Origin of the sequence: Halopseudomonas salegens (assembly GCF_900105655.1) — a bacterium.
GTDB classification, from domain to species: Bacteria; Pseudomonadota; Gammaproteobacteria; order Pseudomonadales; family Pseudomonadaceae; genus Halopseudomonas; species Halopseudomonas salegens.
On the sequence record NZ_LT629787.1, the window covers coordinates 2,646,590 to 2,670,269 of the forward strand.

The 23,680-nt window shown below is 54.6% G+C and carries 21 protein-coding genes; 5 read left to right on the forward strand and 16 right to left on the reverse strand.

The window, feature by feature from the left end:
* Nucleotides 1-21 precede the first annotated feature (21 nt).
* The 7 genes from BLU07_RS12185 to BLU07_RS12210 form a co-directional block, all read right to left on the reverse strand.
* A complete protein-coding gene (locus tag BLU07_RS12185) occupies nucleotides 22-372 on the reverse strand; it encodes a hypothetical protein (protein ID WP_092387321.1) in 351 nt (116 codons plus the stop codon).
* A gap of 118 nt (nucleotides 373-490) precedes the next feature.
* Nucleotides 491-1,285, reverse strand: a complete 795-nt coding sequence (locus BLU07_RS12190; RefSeq protein ID WP_157719197.1) for a hypothetical protein — start codon at nucleotides 1,283-1,285, stop codon at nucleotides 491-493.
* Between the two features lies 1 nt (nucleotide 1,286).
* Entirely contained in the window at nucleotides 1,287-1,922 is a 636-nt protein-coding gene (locus BLU07_RS17625; RefSeq protein ID WP_157719198.1) for a hypothetical protein, read from the reverse strand.
* A 92-nt stretch (nucleotides 1,923-2,014) separates the two neighbouring features.
* Entirely contained in the window at nucleotides 2,015-2,260 is a 246-nt protein-coding gene (locus BLU07_RS12195) for an Imm32 family immunity protein (RefSeq protein ID WP_092387326.1), read from the reverse strand.
* Between the two features lie 96 nt (nucleotides 2,261-2,356).
* Complete coding sequence (locus BLU07_RS12200) at nucleotides 2,357-3,250, reverse strand: DUF2971 domain-containing protein (protein ID WP_092387328.1); 894 nt, start codon at nucleotides 3,248-3,250, stop codon at nucleotides 2,357-2,359.
* Between the two features lie 108 nt (nucleotides 3,251-3,358).
* Nucleotides 3,359-4,756 (reverse strand): nucleotidyltransferase family protein, encoded by a 1,398-nt coding sequence (locus BLU07_RS12205; RefSeq protein ID WP_092387330.1) that lies wholly within the window; start codon nucleotides 4,754-4,756, stop codon nucleotides 3,359-3,361.
* Between the two features lie 126 nt (nucleotides 4,757-4,882).
* Nucleotides 4,883-5,221 (reverse strand): DUF1493 family protein, encoded by a 339-nt coding sequence (locus BLU07_RS12210; RefSeq protein ID WP_092387332.1) that lies wholly within the window; start codon nucleotides 5,219-5,221, stop codon nucleotides 4,883-4,885.
* Between the two features lie 101 nt (nucleotides 5,222-5,322).
* Between BLU07_RS12210 and istA the strand changes: the two genes are divergently transcribed.
* Together istA and istB are read left to right on the forward strand one after the other, a co-directional pair.
* Nucleotides 5,323-6,342: an IS21 family transposase gene (gene istA / locus BLU07_RS12215; protein WP_092385633.1), complete on the forward strand. Its 1,020-nt coding sequence runs from the start codon at nucleotides 5,323-5,325 to the stop codon at nucleotides 6,340-6,342.
* Complete coding sequence (istB, locus tag BLU07_RS12220; protein ID WP_092385635.1) at nucleotides 6,339-7,136, forward strand: IS21-like element helper ATPase IstB; 798 nt, start codon at nucleotides 6,339-6,341, stop codon at nucleotides 7,134-7,136. The genes istA and istB overlap by 4 nt, the downstream gene beginning before the upstream one ends.
* Nucleotides 7,137-7,295: 159 nt before the next feature.
* On the opposite strand, the gene BLU07_RS12225 is transcribed toward istB, so the two are convergent.
* The 3 genes from BLU07_RS12225 to BLU07_RS12235 all read right to left on the reverse strand — a co-directional run bounded on the left by BLU07_RS12225 (nucleotide 7,296) and on the right by BLU07_RS12235 (nucleotide 8,609).
* On the reverse strand, nucleotides 7,296-7,622 hold the full coding sequence (locus BLU07_RS12225; protein WP_092387334.1) for a DUF6968 family protein: 327 nt from the start codon (nucleotides 7,620-7,622) through the stop codon (nucleotides 7,296-7,298).
* Between the two features lie 92 nt (nucleotides 7,623-7,714).
* Nucleotides 7,715-8,287 (reverse strand): hypothetical protein, encoded by a 573-nt coding sequence (locus tag BLU07_RS12230; protein WP_092387336.1) that lies wholly within the window; start codon nucleotides 8,285-8,287, stop codon nucleotides 7,715-7,717.
* A gap of 106 nt (nucleotides 8,288-8,393) precedes the next feature.
* Complete coding sequence (locus BLU07_RS12235) at nucleotides 8,394-8,609, reverse strand: hypothetical protein (RefSeq protein WP_092387338.1); 216 nt, start codon at nucleotides 8,607-8,609, stop codon at nucleotides 8,394-8,396.
* A gap of 650 nt (nucleotides 8,610-9,259) precedes the next feature.
* Here BLU07_RS12235 and BLU07_RS12240 point away from each other — a divergent pair.
* Nucleotides 9,260-10,225: an integron integrase gene (locus BLU07_RS12240; protein ID WP_092387339.1), complete on the forward strand. Its 966-nt coding sequence runs from the start codon at nucleotides 9,260-9,262 to the stop codon at nucleotides 10,223-10,225.
* Nucleotides 10,226-10,579: 354 nt separating this feature from the next.
* On the opposite strand, the gene purL is transcribed toward BLU07_RS12240, so the two are convergent.
* Nucleotides 10,580-14,473, reverse strand: a complete 3,894-nt coding sequence (gene purL, locus BLU07_RS12245) for a phosphoribosylformylglycinamidine synthase (protein ID WP_092387341.1) — start codon at nucleotides 14,471-14,473, stop codon at nucleotides 10,580-10,582.
* Between the two features lie 142 nt (nucleotides 14,474-14,615).
* On the opposite strand from purL, the gene mltF reads away from it, so the two are divergent.
* Nucleotides 14,616-16,076, forward strand: coding sequence for a membrane-bound lytic murein transglycosylase MltF (gene mltF, locus BLU07_RS12250; protein WP_092389819.1), 1,461 nt, complete (start codon nucleotides 14,616-14,618; stop codon nucleotides 16,074-16,076).
* Between the two features lie 25 nt (nucleotides 16,077-16,101).
* A complete protein-coding gene (locus tag BLU07_RS12255; RefSeq protein WP_197675005.1) occupies nucleotides 16,102-17,607 on the forward strand; it encodes an amidase in 1,506 nt (501 codons plus the stop codon).
* Nucleotides 17,608-17,696: 89 nt separating this feature from the next.
* On the opposite strand, the gene tadA is transcribed toward BLU07_RS12255, so the two are convergent.
* The 5 genes from tadA to BLU07_RS12280 all read right to left on the reverse strand — a co-directional run bounded on the left by tadA (nucleotide 17,697) and on the right by BLU07_RS12280 (nucleotide 23,604).
* Nucleotides 17,697-18,167, reverse strand: coding sequence for a tRNA adenosine(34) deaminase TadA (tadA, locus tag BLU07_RS12260; RefSeq protein WP_231701633.1), 471 nt, complete (start codon nucleotides 18,165-18,167; stop codon nucleotides 17,697-17,699).
* Between the two features lie 55 nt (nucleotides 18,168-18,222).
* Entirely contained in the window at nucleotides 18,223-20,130 is a 1,908-nt protein-coding gene (gene cysN, locus BLU07_RS12265; protein ID WP_092387343.1) for a sulfate adenylyltransferase subunit CysN, read from the reverse strand.
* Between the two features lie 27 nt (nucleotides 20,131-20,157).
* Entirely contained in the window at nucleotides 20,158-21,075 is a 918-nt protein-coding gene (gene cysD, locus BLU07_RS12270) for a sulfate adenylyltransferase subunit CysD (RefSeq protein WP_092387344.1), read from the reverse strand.
* A 160-nt stretch (nucleotides 21,076-21,235) separates the two neighbouring features.
* On the reverse strand, nucleotides 21,236-21,961 hold the full coding sequence (locus BLU07_RS12275; protein WP_092387345.1) for a TrmH family RNA methyltransferase: 726 nt from the start codon (nucleotides 21,959-21,961) through the stop codon (nucleotides 21,236-21,238).
* On the reverse strand, nucleotides 21,958-23,604 hold the full coding sequence (locus BLU07_RS12280; RefSeq protein ID WP_092387346.1) for an NAD(P)/FAD-dependent oxidoreductase: 1,647 nt from the start codon (nucleotides 23,602-23,604) through the stop codon (nucleotides 21,958-21,960). Before BLU07_RS12280 ends, BLU07_RS12275 begins: the two co-directional genes overlap by 4 nt.
* Nucleotides 23,605-23,680: the final 76 nt, after the last annotated feature.

Here is a 23,680-nt window from a genome sequence, read left to right on the forward strand (position 1 = left end):
AGCGAATTGTTAACTCCTTGGTCAGAACACAAATGCATGATCAATGACGAGCCTCCCGTTTTCCTCTATAAAAACCGCTTCAGCGACGTACTCGTCTGGCGTTTTGGAGCAATACTGCTTCCAGATTACCGCAACAGAGGTTTCTCTCCGGAACAGAGCTACGAACTCTCGCTTCTGGAAAATTCCCCACCTGCTCTGATAATCCTTACAGATCTCCTCTAGCATGCTTGGCGACATTTGGCTCTTTATGCGCGAGGAAAAGTCTCTGGTGTGCTTCTCATAGTCAATTTCGGTGGAGCCTTCCATCAGGTTGTCCATCAAAGGATTCACGGCTTGCAATATCGCCTCATCCGACTTCGCTAACAGCTCCATATTCGGTCCTTAGAGTTAACGCCGCTATAAATTGCGGCTTTGGAGTTGATTGTTTTGTGGTAGCGTAGCGTTAAGCCACAAAACAAGCAACGGAAAAGCCGTCAATTTGATAGCTTTGTTAGCACTTGCTGCTGAGATACTGTTTGCGGCCTTCATAGTCACTCATATTGTTTGGAAATGGTCTTTTGCATCTAGAACATATTGCTCTTTGCGTTTGACCTCGATTGTAAATCAGCCTGAACAGTTTATCTGGCAACCAAGGCTTATCAATCACCTCAGATTCGCTTTCTCCGATATGACCGCACGCTGGGCAGGCGCTCAATTGGAAGAAACGCTCCGGCAACTGCATTTCAAGAAGCTCGATAAACTGAGCCGCCACCCCTTTTATGTATTCATTTTTGTTTTCCGTCGATAAACCGGTATTAAAAATACAGCCGTCGCGGTCGCTTACCATCCAAAGATCTTCACTTAGCTCATCCCAAATACTATAAATTGCTTCATAGTCGGACCTAGAATAAAAGGTTTCTAAAATGCTTACTCCTTTCTCCGGCTCCAAATCACCAGATACAATCTGCTCACAAAGGGCTTTAGCATATCTTCTTAATCCGTCTTTTTCAGACGGCAAAGTTAAATCAAGATCCCTTATAGATTTCAGAAAATATTTCTCTATTTCTTCTGAGTCAGGATCACGTTCGCACCCCATACTTGCCAGAATTGCTACATTTTCCGAATCGACATCTTCATACAATAAAGACTCAGCCCATTCTGTGTAGTCTCTAGAGTAGGCAGTCCCTAGAGCTCGCTTTCCTGTAAGAAGTTCGAATTTCATTTGAGTGCTAACGCCCGCAGCACGGGCAAATTTTAAGCGCAGTGAAAAATTTGTCCCTGTGCCTGCGATTGTTAGGACATTCAAGTTAGCAGCTCCGCTGCACGAATATGGATTTCACAATACGTTCAAACTCAATAATTCGGCGACGTATTTCATGTTCGGATAAATCAAGCTGCGCAGCATGAAAATCTGATTTTCTTTGTCGCCCAGAAAATCTGCGGTCAAGCTTTCTTTTAATCAGTTCGTAGCGTCGCGATGCATGATAAAGCCAATGAATAAAAACAAATTCATCCTCTACCCTCAATATAAAACTACGCCTAAGAGACCATTCTGATTTCAGATTTACTTCTTTTTCTTCCAGCAACTCAACTGAGCTTGGCTTTGAATAGCAAAGCTCATAACTTGTGCTTTCTCTTAGGCTCTCCCAGTGCGCTACGTATTCTGCCCACAAATCCATTTTATCCAGCATATTGAGTTTGAGCGTATGAATGGACTTGAAAAATTCATCAAATTCATTCTGGCTTATGTCATCTTTATGTTTTTGTAGAATTTCAGACAGCCTTTCCGCCCCCTCAAGCCCTGCATCGTATGATCTAGTTCTTATAAGCAGTTCAACGACGAACCCCCACACACTTGAATCGAGTAACTTCCGCAAGTCATCTATAGAGTGAACAGTACTTATTCCTCTTGCGGTCGGCAGCATATCTTGTCGCGTACCCAAGTGGCTCACCCTGTCCTAACGCCCGGCACACGTGCCGCTTTGTAGCCGCGAAGCGGCGGAGAAGCGGTCACCGTGGTGCCGCTTGTTAGCGGTTACTCGCTGAGCTCTGAATTGAAGACTACAAAATGAGGAGAGCCCTCAAACCCAGGTTGCTTGTCAGACAAGTGCTCATGAGTATAAGAGGTTCCCATTCTTTCCATGTTATCGGCAGCGGCCTGGAGAAAGGTTGCGAGCTTTCGGAGCTCTTCTGGGGTTGCCTCCACTCCGACTTCTGCCAGGTCGAAGAACCTTATTTCTTCAATTGGGAGCTCTCCGTTTTCATAACCGTTGATCTTCATGGAACGCTCCTCTTAGAGACCCGCTAACGCCCGCAACAGCGGAAATTTAGGAGCGCTAGCGAGTAAATTTTCCGACTGCTTGCGCTTGTTAACACTTTACAGCGTATGGTTAGCAACACTGCTCAACTTATGCTCTTTTATCATCCAGCGAGCCATTTCGCCAAAATCATTTTCAAGTTCAGAAAATATATGGGCCGTTCTTGGGCTAATCAAAGGATTCATATCAGAAACGGGAAGATTATACTTAATCGGTTCTTTTCTAAATTCGTAACCCCAGTTTGCGATAGCTGCAAGATTCAACGAGATGTTCGTATTTTTGATTTTATTCCAGATATCTCTTTGAATTGCTACAGGCATCCTTTCGCCAAGCGTAACGGACTTTATCGCTTCTAAGGGGATATCCATGACATAAACAGGGAAACCATCATATTCACCAACCGGTTTACAATCGGAAAGATTTCTAACAATTCTATATTCTTTCTCATATTCCCAGTCCTTTGGTTTTACACAAAGCTCGGCAATAGGAATTGGTAATTCACTACTCAAATAAGAACTGATGTCTTTTTTAGGCCTATGCTCTCGATACTCTACATTAAATAGGCCCGTGAAAAATTCATGCTCTTCATCAAACTCAATAACGGCCCCTGAGTATTCACCAGCATAGTGAGACCACATTAGCAGAGATGACTCATTTTTAGATAAGCATAGAATGCCAATGGATCTATTCAGTGAGCTTAAAATATTTCTAGAATTGATGTCATTGCAATGGTCAGATTCAAAGTCAACGGCTAAATCACCAACACTCGGTTGCCTTCTGGGTGCGAGGACGTCAAAGCTGATAGATATGTCTTTAGGTTCGAAATCTACCGGAACATGTAGCTCCGGCACCATTTCAAACGGATCATTGAAAGCCCCCGGCTGAGTAAACCTTACACTACCGTCTAAAACCCTCAAGGTATTTTCAGGTGTCAAATACTTGTATAGAGGCACAGTTTCTCCTTGAGTGTTAACGCGAAGCTTTGCGGCAACTTTGGAGCCGCGCAGCGGTGGAAAAGTTGTCCGACAACAGCGCATTGTTATGCGCGTCCACCTCTTATCTCATGAAGCATAAACCTTAGTTAAATTATCATTCGTAAGTTTCAGCGCTGAAAACTCTTCGGCAGAGCAAATGGTCAAATCTATCTTTTCAGCTTGCTGTCTTAATTCTGATTTTAAAATTCCGGAAACTCGCTCAACCGCATCTTTCGCCTGAAAATTCGAGTAAACGATAACTGCATCAATATCTTCGTATAGCTTTCGCCGTAGGTAAGACCCAAAGAGGTATACTTGGAGGCCTTTTGGCAGACTTGTACGCTCGAGCGGCCGTTTAAAGGAATTTATTCGATTTTCGCGTTCGGATCTAAGCAAATAATTTAAGAAATGTTCGCCAGTCTTCCTTAACGCTCCCATAAACTCCCCAAACATGAAAAGCCCTATTCCATGTTCGATGCATAGCTGCTTGGCACCTTCAGCGTATTGCCCTGCTGGGCAAGAACAAATAATAACTTCTACTTGTGGATCGACAGCCATGACCTTTTCGAGAGTGTATTCAGTAAAATAATAAGTATTTGTCACAAACACCCGCAGCTCCCTGCCATCCTTTAATGTGATGGACATTGTAGCTCGATTAAGCTCTTCCATTTGATCTATAAAGTCATGATTGGCCAAGAACCGGTTTATAAACGTAGAAACTTGGTTGTGGCGGAACTCAAGTTCTTCTTCCCCTCTTCTTTCGAGAGGAGGCATTTCTACGCCTAACTTTGTTTTCACAAAGTGATCAAACTCTACAGGAAATAGCTTATAATCATTAACTCTTTGTCCCAGCAGACAGTTATCTTCAAAAGCATCAACGTGAAGCTTATAATTAAGCATTGCCCTGTAGACATCCCAAGGATACGGAAAATTTCTTTTATTTTTCTCTATTAAATTAACAATGCGGCGATTGTTTGGAAGAATAGTATCAAGGCACCTCCTTCGCCAAATAGTTAAGGCGTCACCAGATTCCCCCTCTAGGACCCTCTGTGAATATGGACCATATTCTCGAAAAATCGCTCCGTTCTCATCTAGAAGCTCACTCACATCAATCAACAATTCGCGCTCATCTGTCACTCTCGGAATATTGAAGAACTGCCTAACTTTCCTCTCATGATCAGATTTCCATATTCGAATTGTCTCTACGCTATATTCCTTCTCCAACTCATCTACGATTTTGTGACATTCAAGGCAGAGCATAATTAAATTGTCGAGACCATCTCGATCTATAAACTCTGCTAGCTCATGGTCACTTCGAGGCCCATTTTCACCATGACCAATAATATGTGCTACGTTGGCCAGACTTACACTATCGTCCCCTACAGTGGCGAATAAGAAGCGGTTACAACTGGGGTTTTGACAATATCCGCCACAACCTGCCCAAAGCTGCCTCGCGACGTTAACAGGTATAGATTTTCTGGCCATTCTAAGGTTTTTCCTATATTTGCTTTGTGCCTAAATTGCTCAGCCTATGGAAACGCATAACGTGTGAACTCATGGGCCGGTTTGTAGCCGCGGAGCGGCGGAGAAGCGGTCCCATGCAGTGACTGGTTATACGTCATATTGCCAAGCCTTCTTTTCGCATGCGCTAACCAACTGCGCGACCGTTATAGGCTCCTTCCTAGCGGCAACGTGCTCATCGCGATATTTAAGCTTGCGCATGAAAAACAGAATCCCCTTGAAGCAAGGTTCACATCTGAAGTGCCTGTCGAATTCAAATGAGGAAATATCGACGCCGAATTTGCTCGGTAATGCCTCAAATACTTCCCGTGCGTCATCTCCGTCTAGACCCAGATCGCCAAGAAGGGTGCTCTCTAAAGTCACGTACTCCTTGCGGATTCCAGACTCCGCTGCAACTAGCTCTATCAAATCGGCTTCAAGTTTAGTCATGACTGTCACCGCCGGAGTAATACTGACCCACCAACGTCGACTTAAAATTGACCCACCTGAAGCAAAATGGCCGCCTAATCAAATGACCAGAGCGGCGGCCGATGTTGACTCAGGAGAGACTCGTGGAAATTCATGTATTACATGGCCAAGGCAACAGCATTCGCGCCATCGCAAAGCAGCTCGGAGTGTCGCGCAATACGGTGCGGAGGTATCTGCGGGATCTGACGGTTGTACCTAGCTATCCGGACCGGGCTGCTCGCCCAGCAAAGCTAGAGCCCTACAAAACCTATCTGTTAGCACGGATCGAGGCGGCCAAACCGCACTGGATACCGGCAACGGTTCTGTTCAGCGAGATTCAGGATCGTGGCTATGCTGGCGGAATCACTCAGCTCAAGAACTATCTCGCCGAGTTCAAGACGGCCGTGCCTGATCCGGTAGTTCGTTTCGAGACGCCTCCAGGCAAGCAAATGCAGGTCGATTTCACGACCATCTCTCGCCACCGGCGCACGATCAAAGCTTTCGTCGCCACGCTGGGATATAGCCGCGCTACCTACGTCCGGTTTTCCGAGCATGAGCGTCAGGATGACTGGCTGCGCGGGATCGAGGAGGCATGCCATTACTTCGGCGGGGTACCCCAGGAGATCCTGTTCGACAACGCCAAGACCATCATGATCGAGCGTGATGCTTACGGCGAAGGCCAGCATCGTTGGAATGCGCAACTGCTGGCGACTGCGCGTGATTATGGCTTTATCGCCCGCGCTTGCCGACCCTACAGAGCTCGCACCAAGGGCAAGGTCGAGCGCTTCAATGGTTACTTGAAAAACAGCTTCATCACGCCCCTGGCAGCCACTCTGAATCAGGCTGGGCTTCGGCTGGATGTGGCCACGGCCAATGCCCATATAGGTCCCTGGCTCGAGCGTGTGGCGCACCAGCGTATCCATGGCACCACCGGCATCAAGCCTCAGATATTGCTGGATCAGGAGCGCTTCCAGCTCAGGCCATTGCCACGGCGGGCAAAACGGGGCTTAGAGCACATACCCGCCGCCGCACGGCCTGTGCCCAGGGAGAGCTTCCAGCATCCGCTGAGCACCTATGATCGGCTGCTGGAGGCACGTCCATGAACCTGCAACATCAGCGTATCCAACACGCCTGCGCGAACCTAAAGCTCGACACGTTAGCCAGCGAATGGTCAGCCATGGCCGACCGTTGCGCCTCGCAAGAAGACACCTTGGCCGACTTCCTTGAGCAGCTATTGCGCTTGGAACTGGACGCACGGTCCCTGCGCTCCCGTGAGACCTTACTCAAGTTTGCCGGCTTCCCTGGGCGCAAGCTCTTCGAGGACTATGACTTTAAATTCGCCAGCGGAGCGCCGCGCAAACAGCTGAACGAACTGACAAGCTTGGCCTTCGTAGAGCGAGCAGAGAATGTCGTACTCCTCGGCCCCAGTGGCGTTGGCAAGAGTCATCTCGCCATCAGCCTAGGTCACAAAGCCGTCGCTCAAGGCATCAAGACACGCTTCATCGCCGCAGCCGATCTGATGCTGCAACTGGCAACAGCCCGCAAACAGGAACGCCTAGAGCAATACTTGAAGCGCAGCGTGCTAGCTCCGCGGCTGCTGATCATCGACGAGATCGGCTATCTGCCGTTTGGCCGCGAAGAAGCCAATCTGTTCTTCAATGTCATCGCCAAGCGGTACGAGCAAGGCAGTGTCATCGTAACCAGTAACCTGCCGTTCTCGCAGTGGTCCCATGCCTTCGCCGATGACACAACCTTGACGGCAGCGCTGTTAGACCGGTTGTTACACCATGCGCATATCGTGCAGATCCGTGGCGAAAGCTACCGCTTGAAGGACAAGAACGCTGCGGGTATCGCGCCGGTCTCGGGCAGCAGCCAAGGTCTATTAACCAACAATTAATCGCCAAGGGTGGGTCAGTTTTAAACCGACGATATCGCCGATAAGTGGGTCAGTTTTGAACCGTCGTTGACACATGACGTATAACGTTTGAGCTCACGGGCCAGTTTGTAGCCGCGGAGCGGTGGAGAACTGGTCCCGTGCAGGGACTTGTTATGCATTTTATACCTGCTTGCTTTTTGGAAAGCAGTGCCCGGGCTCGCCCGAAAAATGGAATATACCTCCACGTTTGCGCTCGAGATATTCCAAGTATGGCGCAATACTTTTGATCGATAATTCTAGCGCTTGAAATGGATCTACGCCGTGAATATTGATGATTTTTTCAAATGTTTCCGACAAGAATTCATGTGCGCAAACATAGCTATCTCTGGTCTCGGCTAACTCCGGCCTTGCTATGCTTACGAGATATGTTTCTTTGGCTCCATCTTTAAGCACAAGCTCGATTTCTCTTGTTGCAATAACATCGCTGAGTTTTGAGACTAGAGCCATGGGTCAATTCCAGCGTATGCATAACGCTTTGCTCACCGGAAAATTGGGAGCGTAGCGAGTAATTTTTCCGCGTGCAGCAATTTGTTAGGCGTCTACTTGGGAATGCTGTTAATCGCTAGCTGCATAACTGCGACATCTAGGATTAACATAATGATTAGTGATGAAAACACGATAGCTCCTTTATTTAAGGCGCCATGTACGGCTTTTGTAAAAATCAACCCATAAACAGTGATCATTAAAAATAATAAAATTGATATTGCGAGGGACGAAAAAGATATGCCTAGAATATTGACTGATTTTCTGAAAAACACAGCTAAGACCGCCATGATTACGCCCAAAGAAGCAACGTTTCCATAATGAGCAAGCATGAAGTCAATATATTTTTTATCTTGCAGTTCCTTTAGGTCGATTATTTTGTTTATGTACTGATGGATGTTTATATTTTTTTCTCTAACAAAATAAAAAGCAAGGCTAAATAGAATAAATATAAACGCAGTAAGTAGAGATATTGATGAGTCTTTTCGTGTCCATTCTTCTGGATTTAGAGTTCCGTATGCCGTGGATAAAAGAAGGTAGGGTGTGCATGCAACCATAGGTACAAAAATAACCACAAAAAGACTAATTAGCCAGTTAGTGCTTTCAGCGTTTTTATCATGTGTTGTCACTTTGTCAGTCCTGGGATAGATGCCTAACGCCCGCCATCACCGGTGGCAAAACCGGAGCAAAGCGGAGGTTTTGGCATCCGGTGGATGGCCTGGTTATGTGTTTTCACTAGTCTTCTGGCTCAGGGTGTACCAAAACCAAAACACCATCATCTACCGTGCAGCTTTCATAATGTTCAAAATGGGCATCCAGTGCCTCAATGACATCATCCGCTAGCGCTGCCTCTGGTAATTTACACCGAGTAACTTTAGCACCTGCCTGAAAATCATCTTTCACTTCAAGCGTTATCGAAAGAATCAGGTCACTTAGTTCGTCATTTGTCATGTCACTTCCTTAATCTGGATTTGGCCGAAGCCATTCGAATTTCAATTTGACACATAACGCCCGGCACACGTGCCGATTTGTAGCCGCGGAGCGGCGGAGAATCGGTCACTGTGCTGCCGATTGTTATGTGTTTAGGTGGCATAAAAATGAAAACCAAAACTAAGAGCTAAGCAAAAAATGGTTGAACCCAAAATCAACCCTGCAGCTTTCGCAGGTACTTCTGCTACTGGGTGCCTATACTTCTGCTGCCGGCCAAACACGGTTGTATGAGTTCGTAACCCGTACGGTGCGAACACCATGAAATAGCCCATAGAACCTACAGCGATCGAAAATCCAAGCCAACCAAAGGAATTCGAAACGGTAACTTCGTTTATGGCACATATAATGGCCACGAAAATCGTCAAAATTAATAGTAGTGCGTAGATGGTACTTTTCATCTGCTTTTACACATAACAGTGATTAGACCGCACGCGGCACTAATACATAATAGTTTGTTCGATATAGCTCCAGCATAGCCGAACTTCTGAAATCTTAGAAGCCAACAAAATCAAGCATTTACTCGACCTGAACAAGCCATCAGGTGTATTGGCTTGACATCTTCTTTTTGCTCAACCAATACTACTGTATAAATAACCAGCCAAGAGGTTTGCATGGACAGCTTACCCCCAAAACCCCGTTTGCGGGAGCAATTCCGTGCCGTCATGCGTGTGCACCGATACAGCATCCGAACTGAAAAAACCTACTGGTACTGGATTCGGTACTTTCTGCGTTTTCATCAATTGCGCCACCCTCTGGAGCTTGGGCCAAGAGAAGTAAACGAGTTTCTCAGTTGGCTAGCGTCTGATCGTCAGGTTGCTGCTTCAACACAAAACCTGGCATTGAATGCAATCGTTTTTCTTTATGCTCGAGTACTTGAGCAACCTTTGGGGGACATTGGCGATACCATCAGGGCCAAGCGTCCGCCTCGGCTACCGACTGTGCTTTCTCATCAAGAGGCCATGGCAATCATTTCTCGCCTTGCTACGCCATACGATTTACTGGCATCACTCATGTATGGCGCGGGGTTGAGAGTCGTCGAGTCAACCCGACTTAGAGTCAAGGATATCGATTTCAACCGCCAGATCATTACTGTCCGCGATGGAAAGGGTGGTAAAGATCGCACCACTCTTCTCCCGGTCAGCATGATTGAACCCCTTCAACTGCGTTTACAAAGGCTGCAAGCCGCCTGGAAAGCTCAGGACCCTTTTTTCAAAACCCCGGTTTCACTGCCTTTCGCCCTGCGGCGCAAATACCCGCGCGCTCCCTATTCACTGGAATGGCAATGGCTTTTTCCTTCCGGCGGCGTTTGCCTGGATGATGAAGGCCAGTGTGTTCGCCACCATGTTCACGTAAGTACTGTTCAGCGCGCGGTAAAAATCGCTGTAGGAAAGGCCGGTATTGCTAAGCCCGCTGGCTGTCATACCTTTCGCCACACCTTTGCTACCGAGTTGCTGCGGCGTGGCAGCGATATTCGCACCGTACAGACTTTGCTCGGGCATGCGGATGTGCGTACTACGCAGATCTACACCCATGTCCTCGGTCAGGGGTTTGCCGGAGTGCAGAGCCCATTGGGCTGACTTTCAGTGGTTCGAAGACGCTACCGCCCTACCCTGTTTACGCGAGCATGCCGGAATGCAGTTACTTGGATTGTGAGCAGGAAGGTGGCCGTCCGTGCCGATAGGCGGGATGTCAGCATTCCTTGCTGTATTGAACATAGCGTGACTTTTGGGTGGATGTAAAGGCGTCTACCTCAGCCCATACCCGCATTTGGTCCACGGCCTTTCGCGGAGCTCAGGGTGTTTGAAAACCTTCCCCCTCTCCCCAACCCCGCCTGCAGCCCCCGGCCCTTCGCAGAGCTCAGGGCGTTCGAGCGGGCGAAGCGGTGCTTCGCTGTTTACCGCCCTCACCCCGCAAGGGGAGAGGGGCTAGATTTAACCTACCCAGGCGCGGGCGTTGCGGAACATGCGCATCCAGCCGCCGTCTTCGTTCCAGTCATCGGGGTGCCAGGAGTTCTGTACGGCGCGGAATACGCGCTCGGGGTGCGGCATCATGATGGTGACACGGCCGTCGCGGGTGGTCAGGCCGGTGATGCCGCGGGGCGAGCCGTTGGGGTTGGCCGGGTAGCGTTCGGTCATGCGGCCACGATTGTCGATATAGCGCAGGGTCACGCTGTTGCTGGCTTCGCAGGCATCAACAGCGGTGCTGCTGCTGAATTCGGCGTGGCCTTCGCCGTGGGCGATGGCGATGGGCAGGCGGGTGCCGACCATGCCATTGAGGAAGATCGACGGTGAGGCTTGCACTTCGACCAGGGCAACGCGGGCTTCGAACTGCTCGGACCGGTTGCGCACAAAGTGCGGCCAGTGCTCGCTGCCGGGTATCAGTTCACGCAGGTTGGATAGCATCTGACAGCCGTTGCACACGCCGAGGGCAAAGGTGTCAGTACGCTGGAAGAACTCACTGAAGGCTTCGCGCGCGTCGGCGTTGAACAGGATGGATTTGGCCCAGCCCTCGCCGGCACCCAGTACGTCACCGTAGGAAAAGCCGCCACAGGCAACCAGGCCACGGAAGTCGGCCAGATCGACACGGCCCGCCAGAATGTCGCTCATATGCACATCGATGGCATTGAAGCCGGCGCGGGTAAAGGCGGCGGCCATTTCAATCTGACCATTGACGCCCTGCTCGCGCAGGATGGCAACTTGTGGTCGCATGCCACTGTTGATGTAGGGTGCGGCGACGTCTTCATCAACGTCATAGCTGAGCAGTACCTGCAGGCCGGGGTTACCGTCATCGGCCAGGCCTTCGAATTCCTGATCGGCGCAATCGGCATTGTCACGCAGGCGCTGGATTTGCCAGCTGGTTTCGCTCCAGGCTTGTTGCCAGGCTGCGCGGGTGCCGCTGAGCAAGACCTCGTCATTGAAACTGAAGTTGAGGACCTGGGCACTCTGTGGCTGGCCGATGACGGCGCTGCAATCACCCAGGCCGGCGCCGGAGAGTTGCGCCAGTACGCTTTCAGTGTCGCTCTGCCGCACCTGAATCACCGCACCCAGCTCTTCGTTGAACAACACGGCAGCCAGTGCGCTGGCATTATCGGCCAGAACGTCCAGGTTGATCGTCAGGCCGCAGTGGCCGGCAAAGGCCATTTCCGCAACGGTGGCGAGCAGCCCGCCATCGGAGCGGTCGTGATAGGCGATCAGTTGCCCATCGTTATTCAGGCCCTGGATCACGGCGAAGAAGGCTTTCAGGTCTTCGGCGTCGTCCAGGTCCGGGCCTTGCTGGCCGAGTTTGTTGTAGACCTGGGCCAGGGCCGAGCCGCCAAGACGGTTCTGGCCACGGCCGAGATCAATCAGGATCAGATCCGTATCACCCTGGTCCATGCGCAGTTGCGGGGTCAGGGTCTGGCGGGCGTTCTGCACCGGGGCAAAGCCGGTGACGATCAGTGACAGCGGCGAGGTGACGCTCTTGTCATCACCGCCATCGTTCCAGCGGGTTTTCATCGACATCGAGTCTTTGCCGACCGGGATGGTAATACCCAGTTCGGGGCAGAGTTCCATACCTACGGCTTTCACCGTATCAAACAGACGCGCATCTTCACCCGGGTGACCGGCAGCGGCCATCCAGTTGGCGGAGAGTTTGATATCGGACAGTTTCTCGATACGCGCAGCGGCCAGGTTGGTAACGGTTTCAGCGACCGCCATGCGACCGGAAGCCGGCGCATCCAGCAGCGCCAGCGGGGTGCGCTCGCCCATGGCCATGGCTTCACCAGTCAGCACATCGAAGCTGCTGGTGGTGACCGCACAATCGGCGACCGGCACTTGCCAGGGGCCGACCATCTGGTCGCGGGCGACCATGCCGGTAATGCTGCGGTCGCCAATGGTAATCAGGAAGTTCTTGCTGGCGACTGCCGGCAGGCGCAGTACGCGCAGGGCGGCTTCTTCCAGCGGCATATCGGCGCTGAAATCATCCTGCGGCGAGGCTTCGCGCGTCACATCCCGATGCATGCGCGGCGGCTTGCCAAGCAGAACCGACAGCGGCATATCCACCGGCTGGTTCTCGAAGTGCTCGTCGTTGAGCAGCAGCAATTGTTCTTCGGTGGCTTCACCGACCACCGCGTGCGGGCAACGCTCGCGCTCGCAAATCGCCTGGAAGCGCTCATAGTCGGCATTGTCCACCGCCATGACGTAACGCTCCTGGGATTCATTCGACCAGATTTCCGCCGGGCTCATGCCGGGTTCGTCATTGGGCACCTTGCGCAGTTCGAAGCGACCACCACGGCCGCCATCATTGACCAGCTCAGGGAAAGCGTTCGACAGCCCGCCGGCACCTACGTCATGAATAAAGGCAATCGGGTTCTTGTCGCCCAGCTGCCAGCAGCGGTCGATGACTTCCTGACAGCGGCGTTCCATTTCCGGGTTTTCGCGTTGCACGGAGGCAAAATCAAGATCTTCGGCACTGGCACCGGTGGCCATGGAAGAGGCCGCGCCGCCGCCCAGACCGATCAGCATTGCCGGGCCGCCGAGTACGATCAGCTTGGCGCCCACGGTAATCTCGGCTTTCTCGACGTGATTGGCGCGGATGTTACCCAGCCCGCCGGCAATCATGATCGGCTTGTGGTAGCCGCGAATTTCCGGGCCACGGGGTGACTGCACCGTGTGCTCGAAGGTACGGAAGTAACCGGTCAGGTTGGGGCGACCAAATTCGTTATTGAAGGCCGCGCCGCCCAGCGGGCCTTCAATCATGATCTGCAGTGGGCTGACGATACGACCGGGTTTGCCGTTGTCTTCTTCCCAGGGCTGCAAAAAGCCGGGAATGCGCAGGTTGGATACGGTAAAACCGGCCAGGCCGGCTTTTGGCTTGCCACCACGCCCGGTAGCGCCTTCGTCACGGATCTCACCGCCGGAGCCGGTCGCAGCGCCGGGGAAAGGGGCAATCGCGGTCGGATGGTTGTGAGTTTCCACCTTCATCAGGATATGCACGGACTCTTCCTGTGCGCGGTATTCACCGCTACCCGGCTGCGGGAAGAAACGCCCGGCGGTAAAGCCTTCGATCACGGCGGCGTTATCCTTGTACGCCGAGAGCACCCCTTCGCCATGCATCTCGTAGGTGTTCTTGATCATGCCGAACAGGCTCTTGTCCTGCGCTTCACCGTCGATATCCCAACTGGCGTTGAAAATCTTGTGTCGGCAGTGCTCGGAGTTGGCCTGGGCAAACATCATCAGCTCGACATCACTGGGGTTGCGCCCCAGATCAGTGAAGCTGGTCAACAGATAATCAATTTCATCATCCGCCAGCGCCAGGCCCAGCTCGGTGTTGGCCTGTTCCAGTGCGGCACGGCCATTGGCCAGAATATCGATGCGCTGGAAGGGTTTCGGCTGGGTATGGGCAAACAGGCCGCTGGCCGCTTCCAGTTCATCCAGCGCCACTTCGGTCATGCGGTCGTGCAGCAGTTGCTTGACCTGCGCCAGCTCCTGGCTACTCATGTCCCCGGTGACGTGCCAGGCAATCCCGCGCTCGAGCCGCAGTACATTGCTCAGCCCGCAGTTGTGGGCGATATCGGTGGCCTTGCTCGACCAGGGAGAGATGGTGCCGAAACGCGGCAACACCAGCACCAAAGTGCCTTCCGGCTCTTCCACATCCACCGAGGGACCGTAGGTCAGCAACCGGCTGAGCACCAGGGCCTGTTCGTCATCCAGCGGCGCATCCAGCTCGGCAAAATGCACGAATTCGGCATACACATGACTGACGCCCGGCGCTTTGGCCTGCAAGCGGGTCAGTTGCTTGAGACGGCGAAAATCGGAAAGGGCTGGGGCTCCACGCAGAATTTGCATGCTGTAACGGCCTCGAGGAAATAATTGGAAAAAAGAAGGCACACAGGATACCTCAACCGCTGCCCTGGGGCCATGCTGACGGGTTATTCGTTATGACGTTTTGGGGATATGGTCAGTGACGGATTTTGCCTATACTGCTGACATGAGACTGACGCCGCACTGCCGACTCCTGACGTTTTTCCTTGCCTGGGCCCTTGCGGCGCTCATGCTGACCGGCTGTAGCCAGGAACCGGAAGACCGCCTGGAGCTGATTCGGGAGCGCGGCAGCCTGATTGCAGTGACCCGCAACACACCGACCACTTTCTATCAGGATCGCCACGGCGATACCGGTCTGGAATTCGAGTTGGCCCAACGCTTTGCCGAGCATCTCGGCGTTGATCTGGATATGCGCATCAACAGTACGCTGGATGAGCTCTACGCCAGCATTGCCGAGCCTGCCGATCAGCTGGACAGCGCCGATCTGGCGGCTGCCGGCCTGGCCCGCAACAGCGCACGCATTGACCAGGTCCGTTACGCGCAACCCTACCTGCATGCCACGCCACAGGTTATCTACCGTCGCGGCAACCGTCAGCCAAGCAGCCTGGAAGATCTGTACGACAAGCGCATCATGGTACTGGCCGGCAGCAGTCTGGTTACCCTGCTGCGTGAACTGCAGGAAAGCCATCCGGAGTTGGTGTTCGAAGAATCCGAGCAGGTCGAAGTGGTCGATCTGTTGCGCCTGGTGAATGACAACGAAATCGACCATGCCGTGGTCTATTCCAATGAACTGGTAGTCAATCAGGCGTTTTATCCGGCCATTCACGTTGGCTTTGATCTGGGCGATGCACGCCCCATCGCCTGGGCGCTACCACGTGGCACAGAGAATGACACGCTGGCCGCGGCGGTTGACGAGTTTTTCCAGGACATTCAGGCCAACGGCACTCTGGATCAACTGATCGAGCGCTTCTATGGCCATGCCGACGTACTGGATTATGTCGGGGCGCGAGCCTTTGCCCGGCACATGCAGCAGCGCCTGCCGCGTTTCGAGTCACTGTTTCGTGAGGCGGGTGACCAGTACGGCCTGGACTGGCGACTGCTGGCGGCCATGGGCTACCAGGAATCGCTCTGGGATCCCGATGCGCGCTCCTTCACCGGCGTCCGCGGGCTGATGATGCTGACCTTGCCGACGGCCCAGTTTGTCGGTGTTACCAACCGGATTGATTCCCGGCAGAGTATTTTTGGCGGTGCCCGTTACCTGATCTGGGTCCGCGACCAGATTTCTGCCGACATTCCCGAACCGGACCGCACCTGGTTTGCCATGGCCGCCTACAATGTCGGCCTCGGCCACCTGAATGATGCCCGCATCCTCACCCGCAACAATGGCCGCGACCCGGACCGCTGGATCGACGTCAAGGATCACCTGCCGTTGCTGGCAAAAAAGGAATGGTACAGCCAGACCCGCCATGGCTATGCCCGTGGCTCGGAGCCGGTGCATTACGTGCAGAACATCCGCCGCTATTACGACATCCTGCAATGGGTGACCCAACCGCCCAGTGAATCGACCCAGCTGCCGTCCGGTGAATATCACTCACCCGGCATTCTCGAACAGCTGCCGCAAATCTGAACAACAATAAAGGCGAGCCCCGACCATGCCCCTGACGCAAAGCGAATACCCGCAACATGACGCCACCGGCCTGGCCGAACGGGTCGCCGCGGGTGACACCAGCGCGAGCGAGCTACTGGAACTGGCCATTGCCCGCTACCACGCTTTGAACCCGGCGCTGAATGCCGTGTGCCAACCCATGTTCGATATTGCCGCCGAGCGGGTAAATCAACCGCTACAAGGCCCACTGGCCGGGGTACCGATACTGATCAAGGACGTGATTCAGGATTACGCCGGACTGGCCTCCAGTCGCGGCAACAAGGTGTACAGCCAGATCAAGGCGAAGCAGCATGCCCACCTGGTTCAGCGCCTGCTGGATGCCGGCGCCGTTATCATGGGCAAGACCAATACCCCGGAACTGGCCCTCAAGGGCGTGACCGATCCTGCCCTGTTTGGCCGCAGCAACAACCCCTGGAATCTGGCGCATACCACCGGTGGCTCCAGTGGTGGTTCGGCTGCGGCGGTAGCAGCCGGCATAGTCCCCATGGCCGGAGCCAACGATGGCGGCGGCTCGATCCGCATTCCCGCTGCCTGCTGCGGACTGTTCGGCTTGCGTCCGAGTCGCGGCCGGGTTTCAGTCGGACCGGCCATCGGAGAAGTCTGGGAAGGCGCCAACAGCGACCTGGTAGTCAGCCGCAGCGTGCGTGACAGCGCTCTGGCGCTGGACATAATGAGCGGCAGCAACCCGGGCGACCCCTTTGTCATCCAGCCTCCCAATGGTAGTTACCGTGAACTGGCGCAACGTGAGCCGGGCAGACTGCGCATCGGTTACAGCACCCGCTCACCGGTGGATACCCCGGTACACCCGGAAGCCGTCACAGCCGTTGAACGCAGTGTGGAACTGCTCCGTAGCCTTGGCCACGAGGTAGAAGAAGCCGCACCGGATTACGACGGCCAGCAACTGGCGCGCTGTTTTCTCGATATGTATTTCGGCCAGACCGCTGCCACCGTCGACGAAGCCCATGCGCTGGGCGCCAAAGACAAGGATTTTGAACTGCTGACACGCACCCTCGCCGCCTTTGGCCGCGCCATGAGCAGCAGCCAGTACATTCGCAGTCATCGACAGTGGAATGATTTCAGCCAGTCGCTGGGGCGCTATTACCAGCAGTATGACCTGTTCATGACCCCCACCATCGCCCACCCACCGATGCGCCACGAGCGCGGCGATATTCCGCGCAAACAGGCGCAGGTACTGGAGTTATTGCTGGCTACCGGGCTACTGCCTTTGATGGCACGCTGGGGCCTGCTGGAAAACATGGTCAATGACATGGCCCGACGCAACCTGACCTACGTGCCCTTCACCCAGCTGGCCAACCTGACCGGCACCCCGGCGATGACCGTGCCCCTGCACTGGACCGAACAGGATTTGCCACTCGGGGTGCAATTCAATGGGCCGTTCGGCAGTGAGGCATTACTGCTGCAACTGGCCAGCCAGCTGGAACAGGCGCAGCCCTGGGCTGGGCGCTGGCCGGCCATGGCGTTATCAGGCTGAGTCAGACACTGCAAACAAGGTCGGCATCCGCTATCCGGTCAATGGCATGAAAGTGCCCGGCCGGCTAGATGATGTTGGCATGCCGCGGTTCAGGATGGATCGGTTTTCGCGCGTCGCGCACGGAAGAACTCGGTCAGCACCGCGCCACATTCGTCGGCCAACACCCCGCCTTCGACCTCAATGCGATGGTTCAGCCAGGGTTGCTGCAGGATCTGGCTGCGGCTGACCACGGCGCCCGAGCGCGGTTCACTGGCGCCGAACACCAGGCGCTGGATACGGCTATGCACCAGCAAGCCGGTACACATGGTGCAGGGTTCGAGGGTTACGTAGAGGGTAGTGCCGGGCAGACGGTAATTGGCCTCTGCCGCTGCGGCCTGGCGCAGGGCAACCATTTCCGCGTGGGCACTGGGGTCGTGGGAACTGATGGGCTGGTTGAAACCACGGCCGATAATCTGGCCAGCACGCACCAGGATCGCACCTACCGGCACTTCACCAGCCGCAGCGCCTTTGCGCGCCTCATCCAGCGCCAGGCGCATAAAGTCGATATCTGCCGGTTTCATAACGTCATCCTCTGCCAGTAGCGGCAGAGGATAAACCATTCACCGGCAATCGGCATCAGACCAGCTTGCGCTCACGCAGCAGGCCAATCACCTTGTCGACACAGGACTCAAGATCGAGGTTGGCAGTATCCAACACCAGATCGGCGTCTGTCGGTGCCTCGTAGGGGTAGGACACCCCCGGAACAGTGCCCGGCACGTTGGCAGCGTAAAGCCCGGACGGATCACGTGACTGACACACATCCAGCGGTGTATCCAGATGCACCATCAGGCAACGATCACCCAGAATATAGCGGGCCGTAGCGCGGCTTTCCTCGGTTGGCGCCACAAAGGCACCCAGCGCAATCAGACCAGCTTCATTCATCTGTCGGGCAATGCGGGCACCCTTGTGCAGGTTTTCGGCGCGACCAGCTGCGTCCTGGGTCAGACCTTTGCTCAGATCCTGACGCAACACCTTGCCATCCAGCACATAGCAGGCACGGCCAGCGTCGAACAGCTTGCGCTCAAGCGCATAAGCCAGGCTGCTCTTGCCCGAGCCGGACAGACCGGTAAACAGAATGGTCACCGGCTCCTGGCCAAAGCGCTCGGCGCGCTCACGCGCACTGACGTGAGCAAAGCGGCCATGCTGACTGCCACTGGTGTTCTGCCCCATCAAGGGTTTGGCGACAATCATGCCGGCAGCGACAGTTGCGTTGGTCATGCGGTCAATAACGATAAAGGAACCCGACGTCGGGTTGCTCAGGTAGGCATCATAAGCAATCGGGCGTTCCAGGCTCAGTTCGACCACACCGATCTCATTGAGCCCCAGCTCGGCGGCGCTTTGCGCCTCCAGCGTATTGACATCAATACGTTGCTGAATACGGGTAAAGGAACCCGGGCTGTAACTGGTTGCACGTTTGATATCGTATTTGCGCCCTGGCTGCATTGGCTGTTCGGCCATCCACACCAGGTTGGCGACAAACTGGTCGCCGACCAGCGGGCGGTTATCCACGTGGGCCAGCATATCGCCACGGGAACAATCGATTTCGTCTTCCAGCGTCAGGGTAACCGCCTGGCCGGGGCCGGCTGCTTCAAGCTCGCCATCAAAGGTAACGATGGATTTGACCCGGCTGCTCTTGCCCGAGGGCAATACCACCAGCTCATCGCCCTTGTGCACGATGCCGGAGGCAATGGTGCCGGCAAAGCCGCGGAAGTTGAGGTTCGGGCGGGTCACCAGCTGCACCGGGAAACGCAGATCCTTGAGATTGCGATCAGCGGCGATTTCCACTGTCTCGAGGATTTCCATCAGTGTCTGGCCTTCATACCACGGGCTCTGTTCGCTGCGGTTGACCACGTTGTCGCCTTTGAGCGCCGACATGGGCACAAAGTGCACACTGTTGCCATCAAGGGTATCCAGCCCGGCAGCGAACTGGCGATAGTCATCGCAGATACGCTCGAACACGGCCTGATCAAAGCCCATCAGATCCATCTTGTTTACCGCGACAACAATGTGTTTGATGCCCAGCAAGGAGGCGATAAAACTGTGCCGCTTGGTTTGCGTCTGCACGCCGTGTCGGGCATCAATCAGGATGATCGCCAGATCACAGGTCGACGCACCGGTTGCCATATTCCGCGTGTACTGCTCATGGCCGGGGGTATCGGCGATGATGAACTTGCGCTTGGCCGTAGAGAAATAGCGGTAAGCCACATCAATGGTGATGCCCTGCTCGCGCTCAGCCTGCAAACCATCCACCAACAAGGCCAGATCAACTTCTTCACCGGTAGTACCGGATTTTTTCGAATCCTTGGTAATGGCTTCCAGATGATCTTCATAAATCATCTTGGAATCGTGCAACAAACGCCCGATCAGCGTGCTCTTGCCGTCATCCACATTGCCACAGGTCAGAAACCGCAACAGTTCCTTGCGCTCGTGCTGGGCGAGGTAGGCCAGGATATCCTGGCCGATCAAATCGGATTGGTGACTCATGTAATTCTCTCCGGCCGCATGCTGCGCTTAGAAGTAGCCTTGACGTTTCTTTTCTTCCATCGAACCCGCCGAGTCATGGTCAATGACACGACCCTGGCGCTCGGAGGTTTTGGCCAGCAGCATTTCCTGAATGATGTCAGGCAGGGTGCTGGCGGTTGATTCGACGGCGCCGGTCAAGGGGTAGCAACCCAGAGTGCGGAAGCGCACCATCTTTTTCTGGATACTGGCCTTCTGTTCCGGGGTCAGGTGCTCGAGGATGCGATCATCATCGATCATCACCTGGGCTCCATTGAGTTCGACGACTTCGCGCTCGGCCGCATAATACAGCGGCACAATCGGGATACTTTCCATGTAGATGTACTGCCAGATATCCAGCTCGGTCCAGTTCGACAGCGGGAAAACACGGATGCTTTCGCCCTTGTGCACCTTGCCGTTATAGATATTCCACAGTTCCGGACGCTGATTCTTCGGGTCCCAGCGGTGATGCTTGTCACGGAAGGAATACACCCGTTCCTTGGCGCGGGATTTTTCCTCATCACGCCGGGCACCACCGAAGGCGGCATCAAAGCCATACTTGTCGAGTGCCTGTTTGAGGCCCTGGGTTTTCATTACATCGGTATGCACCGCGCTGCCATGGGTGAACGGGCCAATGCCCTGGTCCACACCCTCCTGGTTCTTGTGCACCAGCAGATCGAGATCCATTTCCTCGACCATTTTCTCGCGGAAGGCGTACATTTCACGGAATTTCCAGCCGGTGTCCACATGCAACACCGGGAAGGGCAAACGCCCCGGATAAAAAGCCTTGCGGGCCAGGTGCAGCATTACAGCCGAATCCTTGCCGATCGAATACAGCATCACAGGATTCTGAAATTCGGCTGCCACTTCACGAATGATGTGGATGCTTTCAGCTTCCAGCTGCTTGAGATGAGTCAATTTTTCCAGCATGGCACACTCGCGGATTCTAAAAGGGGTGTCCAGCACCCCGAAAACAGGATGCGGGGATTGTAGCAAAGGGTAAAGCTTATAATAAGCGCTCAATCTAGACTCTTGAGGCATAAGCATATTCGGAAGTGATTGGCAGTTCTCGCCGATCAGGCCCTGCCGTTCATCGATTCAACTCATACACCGCCATATTCACGGCGGAAGCCAGATTCAACGACTCCACTGCGGCAGCACCAGGGATAGTGAACCGCCGGGCGTCAAGCCGGGCCAGTGCCTGGTCCGGCACACCGCGAGCCTCGTTGCCAAACAGGTAGCAATCATGCTGCTGAAAGTCTGCACTGGTAATGGCATCACCATCGATATCCAGGCAGGCAATACGCGGATAGCGGCTGGCCAGCCCATCCAGACTGACCTCGGTTTCCAGCGGCACGTGGAAGATCGCACCCATGCTGGCACGCACCACCTTCGGGTTGTACGGGTCGACACTGCCGGGGCTGAGCAGGCAACGAAAGCCACCGAACCAGGCCAACGTGCGCAAGATGGTGCCCAGGTTGCCGGGGTCCTGGACTTCATGCAGGTAGACGGCCCTTTCCCCGGCCAGGGCTGCAGTGCTGGCCGCCGCTGGCAAGGGAGCAACCGCGATAATACCCTGCGGGTTCCTGGTATCGGCCAACTGTGCCATTTGCTTGTCGCTGAGCATTTGCCGGGGCCAGCTACCGGGCCAGTCCTGATAGGCGCTGGTGACAAACAACTGCGCCTGTTGCCAGTACGGGTTGCTGGCAGCGGCTTTTTCCAGCTCCAGCACCAGATGCTCGCCTTCGACCAGAAAATGCCCGAGGGACTGGCGGTATTTCTTCTGCTGCAGTTTTTTTGCGTCATCCAGCTTCACGGGCGCGCTTCCTGCACCTGAGCTGTCAGACCGGCATCGGCCAGCATGGCTTTGGCGACAGCTTCGGCAACCTTGATGCCGTCTACCCCGGCAGACAGGATGCCGCCGGCATAGCCCGCGCCCTCACCGCCCGGATACAGCCCACGGGTGTTCAGGCTTTGCAGGCTCTCGCGATCGCGGGTAATGCGCACCGGTGATGAGGTACGGGTTTCGATGCCGGTCAGTAGCGCATCGGCACGGTCAAAGCCGCGAATTTGCCGGCCGAATGCCGGCAAGGCTTCGCGAATGGCTTCAATGGCGTAATCCGGCAGGGCAGACGCCAGATCACCCAGCAGCACGCCGGGTTTGTAGGAAGGCTCGACCTTGCCGAGTTTTTCCGAGGGCTTGCCGGCAATAAAATCCCCGACCAGTTGCGCAGGTGCGCAGTAATCGCTGCCGCCCAGCTCATAGGCTTTGCTTTCCAGCTGCTCCTGCAGCACAACGCCAGCCAGGGCATCCCCCGGAAAATCCCGCTCGGGATCAATATTCACCACAATGCCGGAGTTGGCATTGCGTTCGTTACGCGAGTATTGACTCATGCCGTTGGTGACCACCCGCCCGGGTTCGGAGGTTGCGGCAACCACGGTACCGCCCGGGCACATGCAGAAGCTGTACACGGCGCGACCATTCTTGGCGTGATAGACCAGTTTGTAGTCAGCCGCGCCCAGCGCCGGGTGCCCGGCATATTTACCCAGCCTCGCGCGGTCGATCAGACCCTGCGGATGCTCGATGCGAAAGCCGATGGCGAAGGGCTTGGCTTCGAGAAATACGCCGCGCTGGTGCAGCATGCGAAAGCTGTCGCGGGCGCTGTGCCCCAACGCCATGACCACATGCCGACTCTCGATCTGCTCGCCATTGGCCAGCTCAACGCCACGCACCTGGCCGTTGTCCAGCAGCAGGTCTGTCACCTTGTGTTCAAAGCGGATCTCGCCGCCGAGGCTGATGATCTCTTCGCGCATGCGCGAGACCACACCGGTCAGGCGGAAGGTACCGATATGCGGTTTGCTGACGAACAGGATTTCTTCCGGCGCGCCGGCCTTGACGAATTCCGCCATGACCTTGCGGCCGTAGAACTTCGGGTCCTTGATCTGGCTATACAGCTTGCCATCGGAAAAAAGACCGGCACCACCTTCACCGAACTGCACGTTGGATTCCGGCGATAGCTGCTTGTTGCGCCACAAGGCCCAGGTGTCCTTGGTCCGCCGGCGCACGTCCTTGCCGCGCTCCAGCACAATCGGACGAAAGCCCATCTGCGCCAGCAACAAGGCCGCAAAGAGCCCGCATGGGCCGAGGCCCACCACAATCGGACGTTCGGTGAAGTCAGCCGGCGCCTGGGCGACCGGATAGTAAGCCGTGTCGGGTGCCGGAAGCACATGCGTATCGTCGGCAAAACGCGCCAGCACCGCCGCCTCATCCTGCACGCTAAGGTCGATGATGTAGACGAACTTGATCTCGCTGTTCTTCTTGCGCGCATCGTAGCTGCGTTTGAACACGGTAAATTGCAGCAACTCCTCATCGCGCAGTTGCAGGCGTTGCAATATCGCCGCGCGCAGCGCTGCTTGCGGATGATCAAGGGGTAATGCCAGTTCGGTAACGCGAATCATGATAGGTCCTGACGCCGCAGCATGGCTCGGCAGGCTGCAAGAAAAAAGTGCGCCTATTGTACTGCCGCGCCGGTTG

Bases quoted from the DNA above. Each gene is read 5' to 3' on its own strand.
- BLU07_RS12185 (WP_092387321.1), bottom strand. From the start codon at position 372: ATGGAGCTGTTAGCGAAGTCGGATGAGGCGATATTGCAAGCCGTGAAT.
- BLU07_RS12195 (WP_092387326.1), bottom strand. From the start codon at position 2,260: ATGAAGATCAACGGTTATGAAAACGGAGAGCTCCCAATTGAAGAAATA.
- BLU07_RS12205 (WP_092387330.1), bottom strand. From the start codon at position 4,756: ATGGCCAGAAAATCTATACCTGTTAACGTCGCGAGGCAGCTTTGGGCA.
- BLU07_RS12210 (WP_092387332.1), bottom strand. From the start codon at position 5,221: ATGACTAAACTTGAAGCCGATTTGATAGAGCTAGTTGCAGCGGAGTCT.
- istA (WP_092385633.1), top strand. From the start codon at position 5,323: ATGTTGACTCAGGAGAGACTCGTGGAAATTCATGTATTACATGGCCAA.
- istB (WP_092385635.1), top strand. From the start codon at position 6,339: ATGAACCTGCAACATCAGCGTATCCAACACGCCTGCGCGAACCTAAAG.
- BLU07_RS12225 (WP_092387334.1), bottom strand. From the start codon at position 7,622: ATGGCTCTAGTCTCAAAACTCAGCGATGTTATTGCAACAAGAGAAATC.
- BLU07_RS12235 (WP_092387338.1), bottom strand. From the start codon at position 8,609: ATGACAAATGACGAACTAAGTGACCTGATTCTTTCGATAACGCTTGAA.
- BLU07_RS12240 (WP_092387339.1), top strand. From the start codon at position 9,260: ATGGACAGCTTACCCCCAAAACCCCGTTTGCGGGAGCAATTCCGTGCC.
- purL (WP_092387341.1), bottom strand. From the start codon at position 14,473: ATGCAAATTCTGCGTGGAGCCCCAGCCCTTTCCGATTTTCGCCGTCTC.
- mltF (WP_092389819.1), top strand. From the start codon at position 14,616: ATGAGACTGACGCCGCACTGCCGACTCCTGACGTTTTTCCTTGCCTGG.
- BLU07_RS12255 (WP_197675005.1), top strand. From the start codon at position 16,102: ATGCCCCTGACGCAAAGCGAATACCCGCAACATGACGCCACCGGCCTG.
- tadA (WP_231701633.1), bottom strand. From the start codon at position 18,167: ATGAAACCGGCAGATATCGACTTTATGCGCCTGGCGCTGGATGAGGCG.
- cysN (WP_092387343.1), bottom strand. From the start codon at position 20,130: ATGAGTCACCAATCCGATTTGATCGGCCAGGATATCCTGGCCTACCTC.
- cysD (WP_092387344.1), bottom strand. From the start codon at position 21,075: ATGCTGGAAAAATTGACTCATCTCAAGCAGCTGGAAGCTGAAAGCATC.
- BLU07_RS12280 (WP_092387346.1), bottom strand. From the start codon at position 23,604: ATGATTCGCGTTACCGAACTGGCATTACCCCTTGATCATCCGCAAGCA.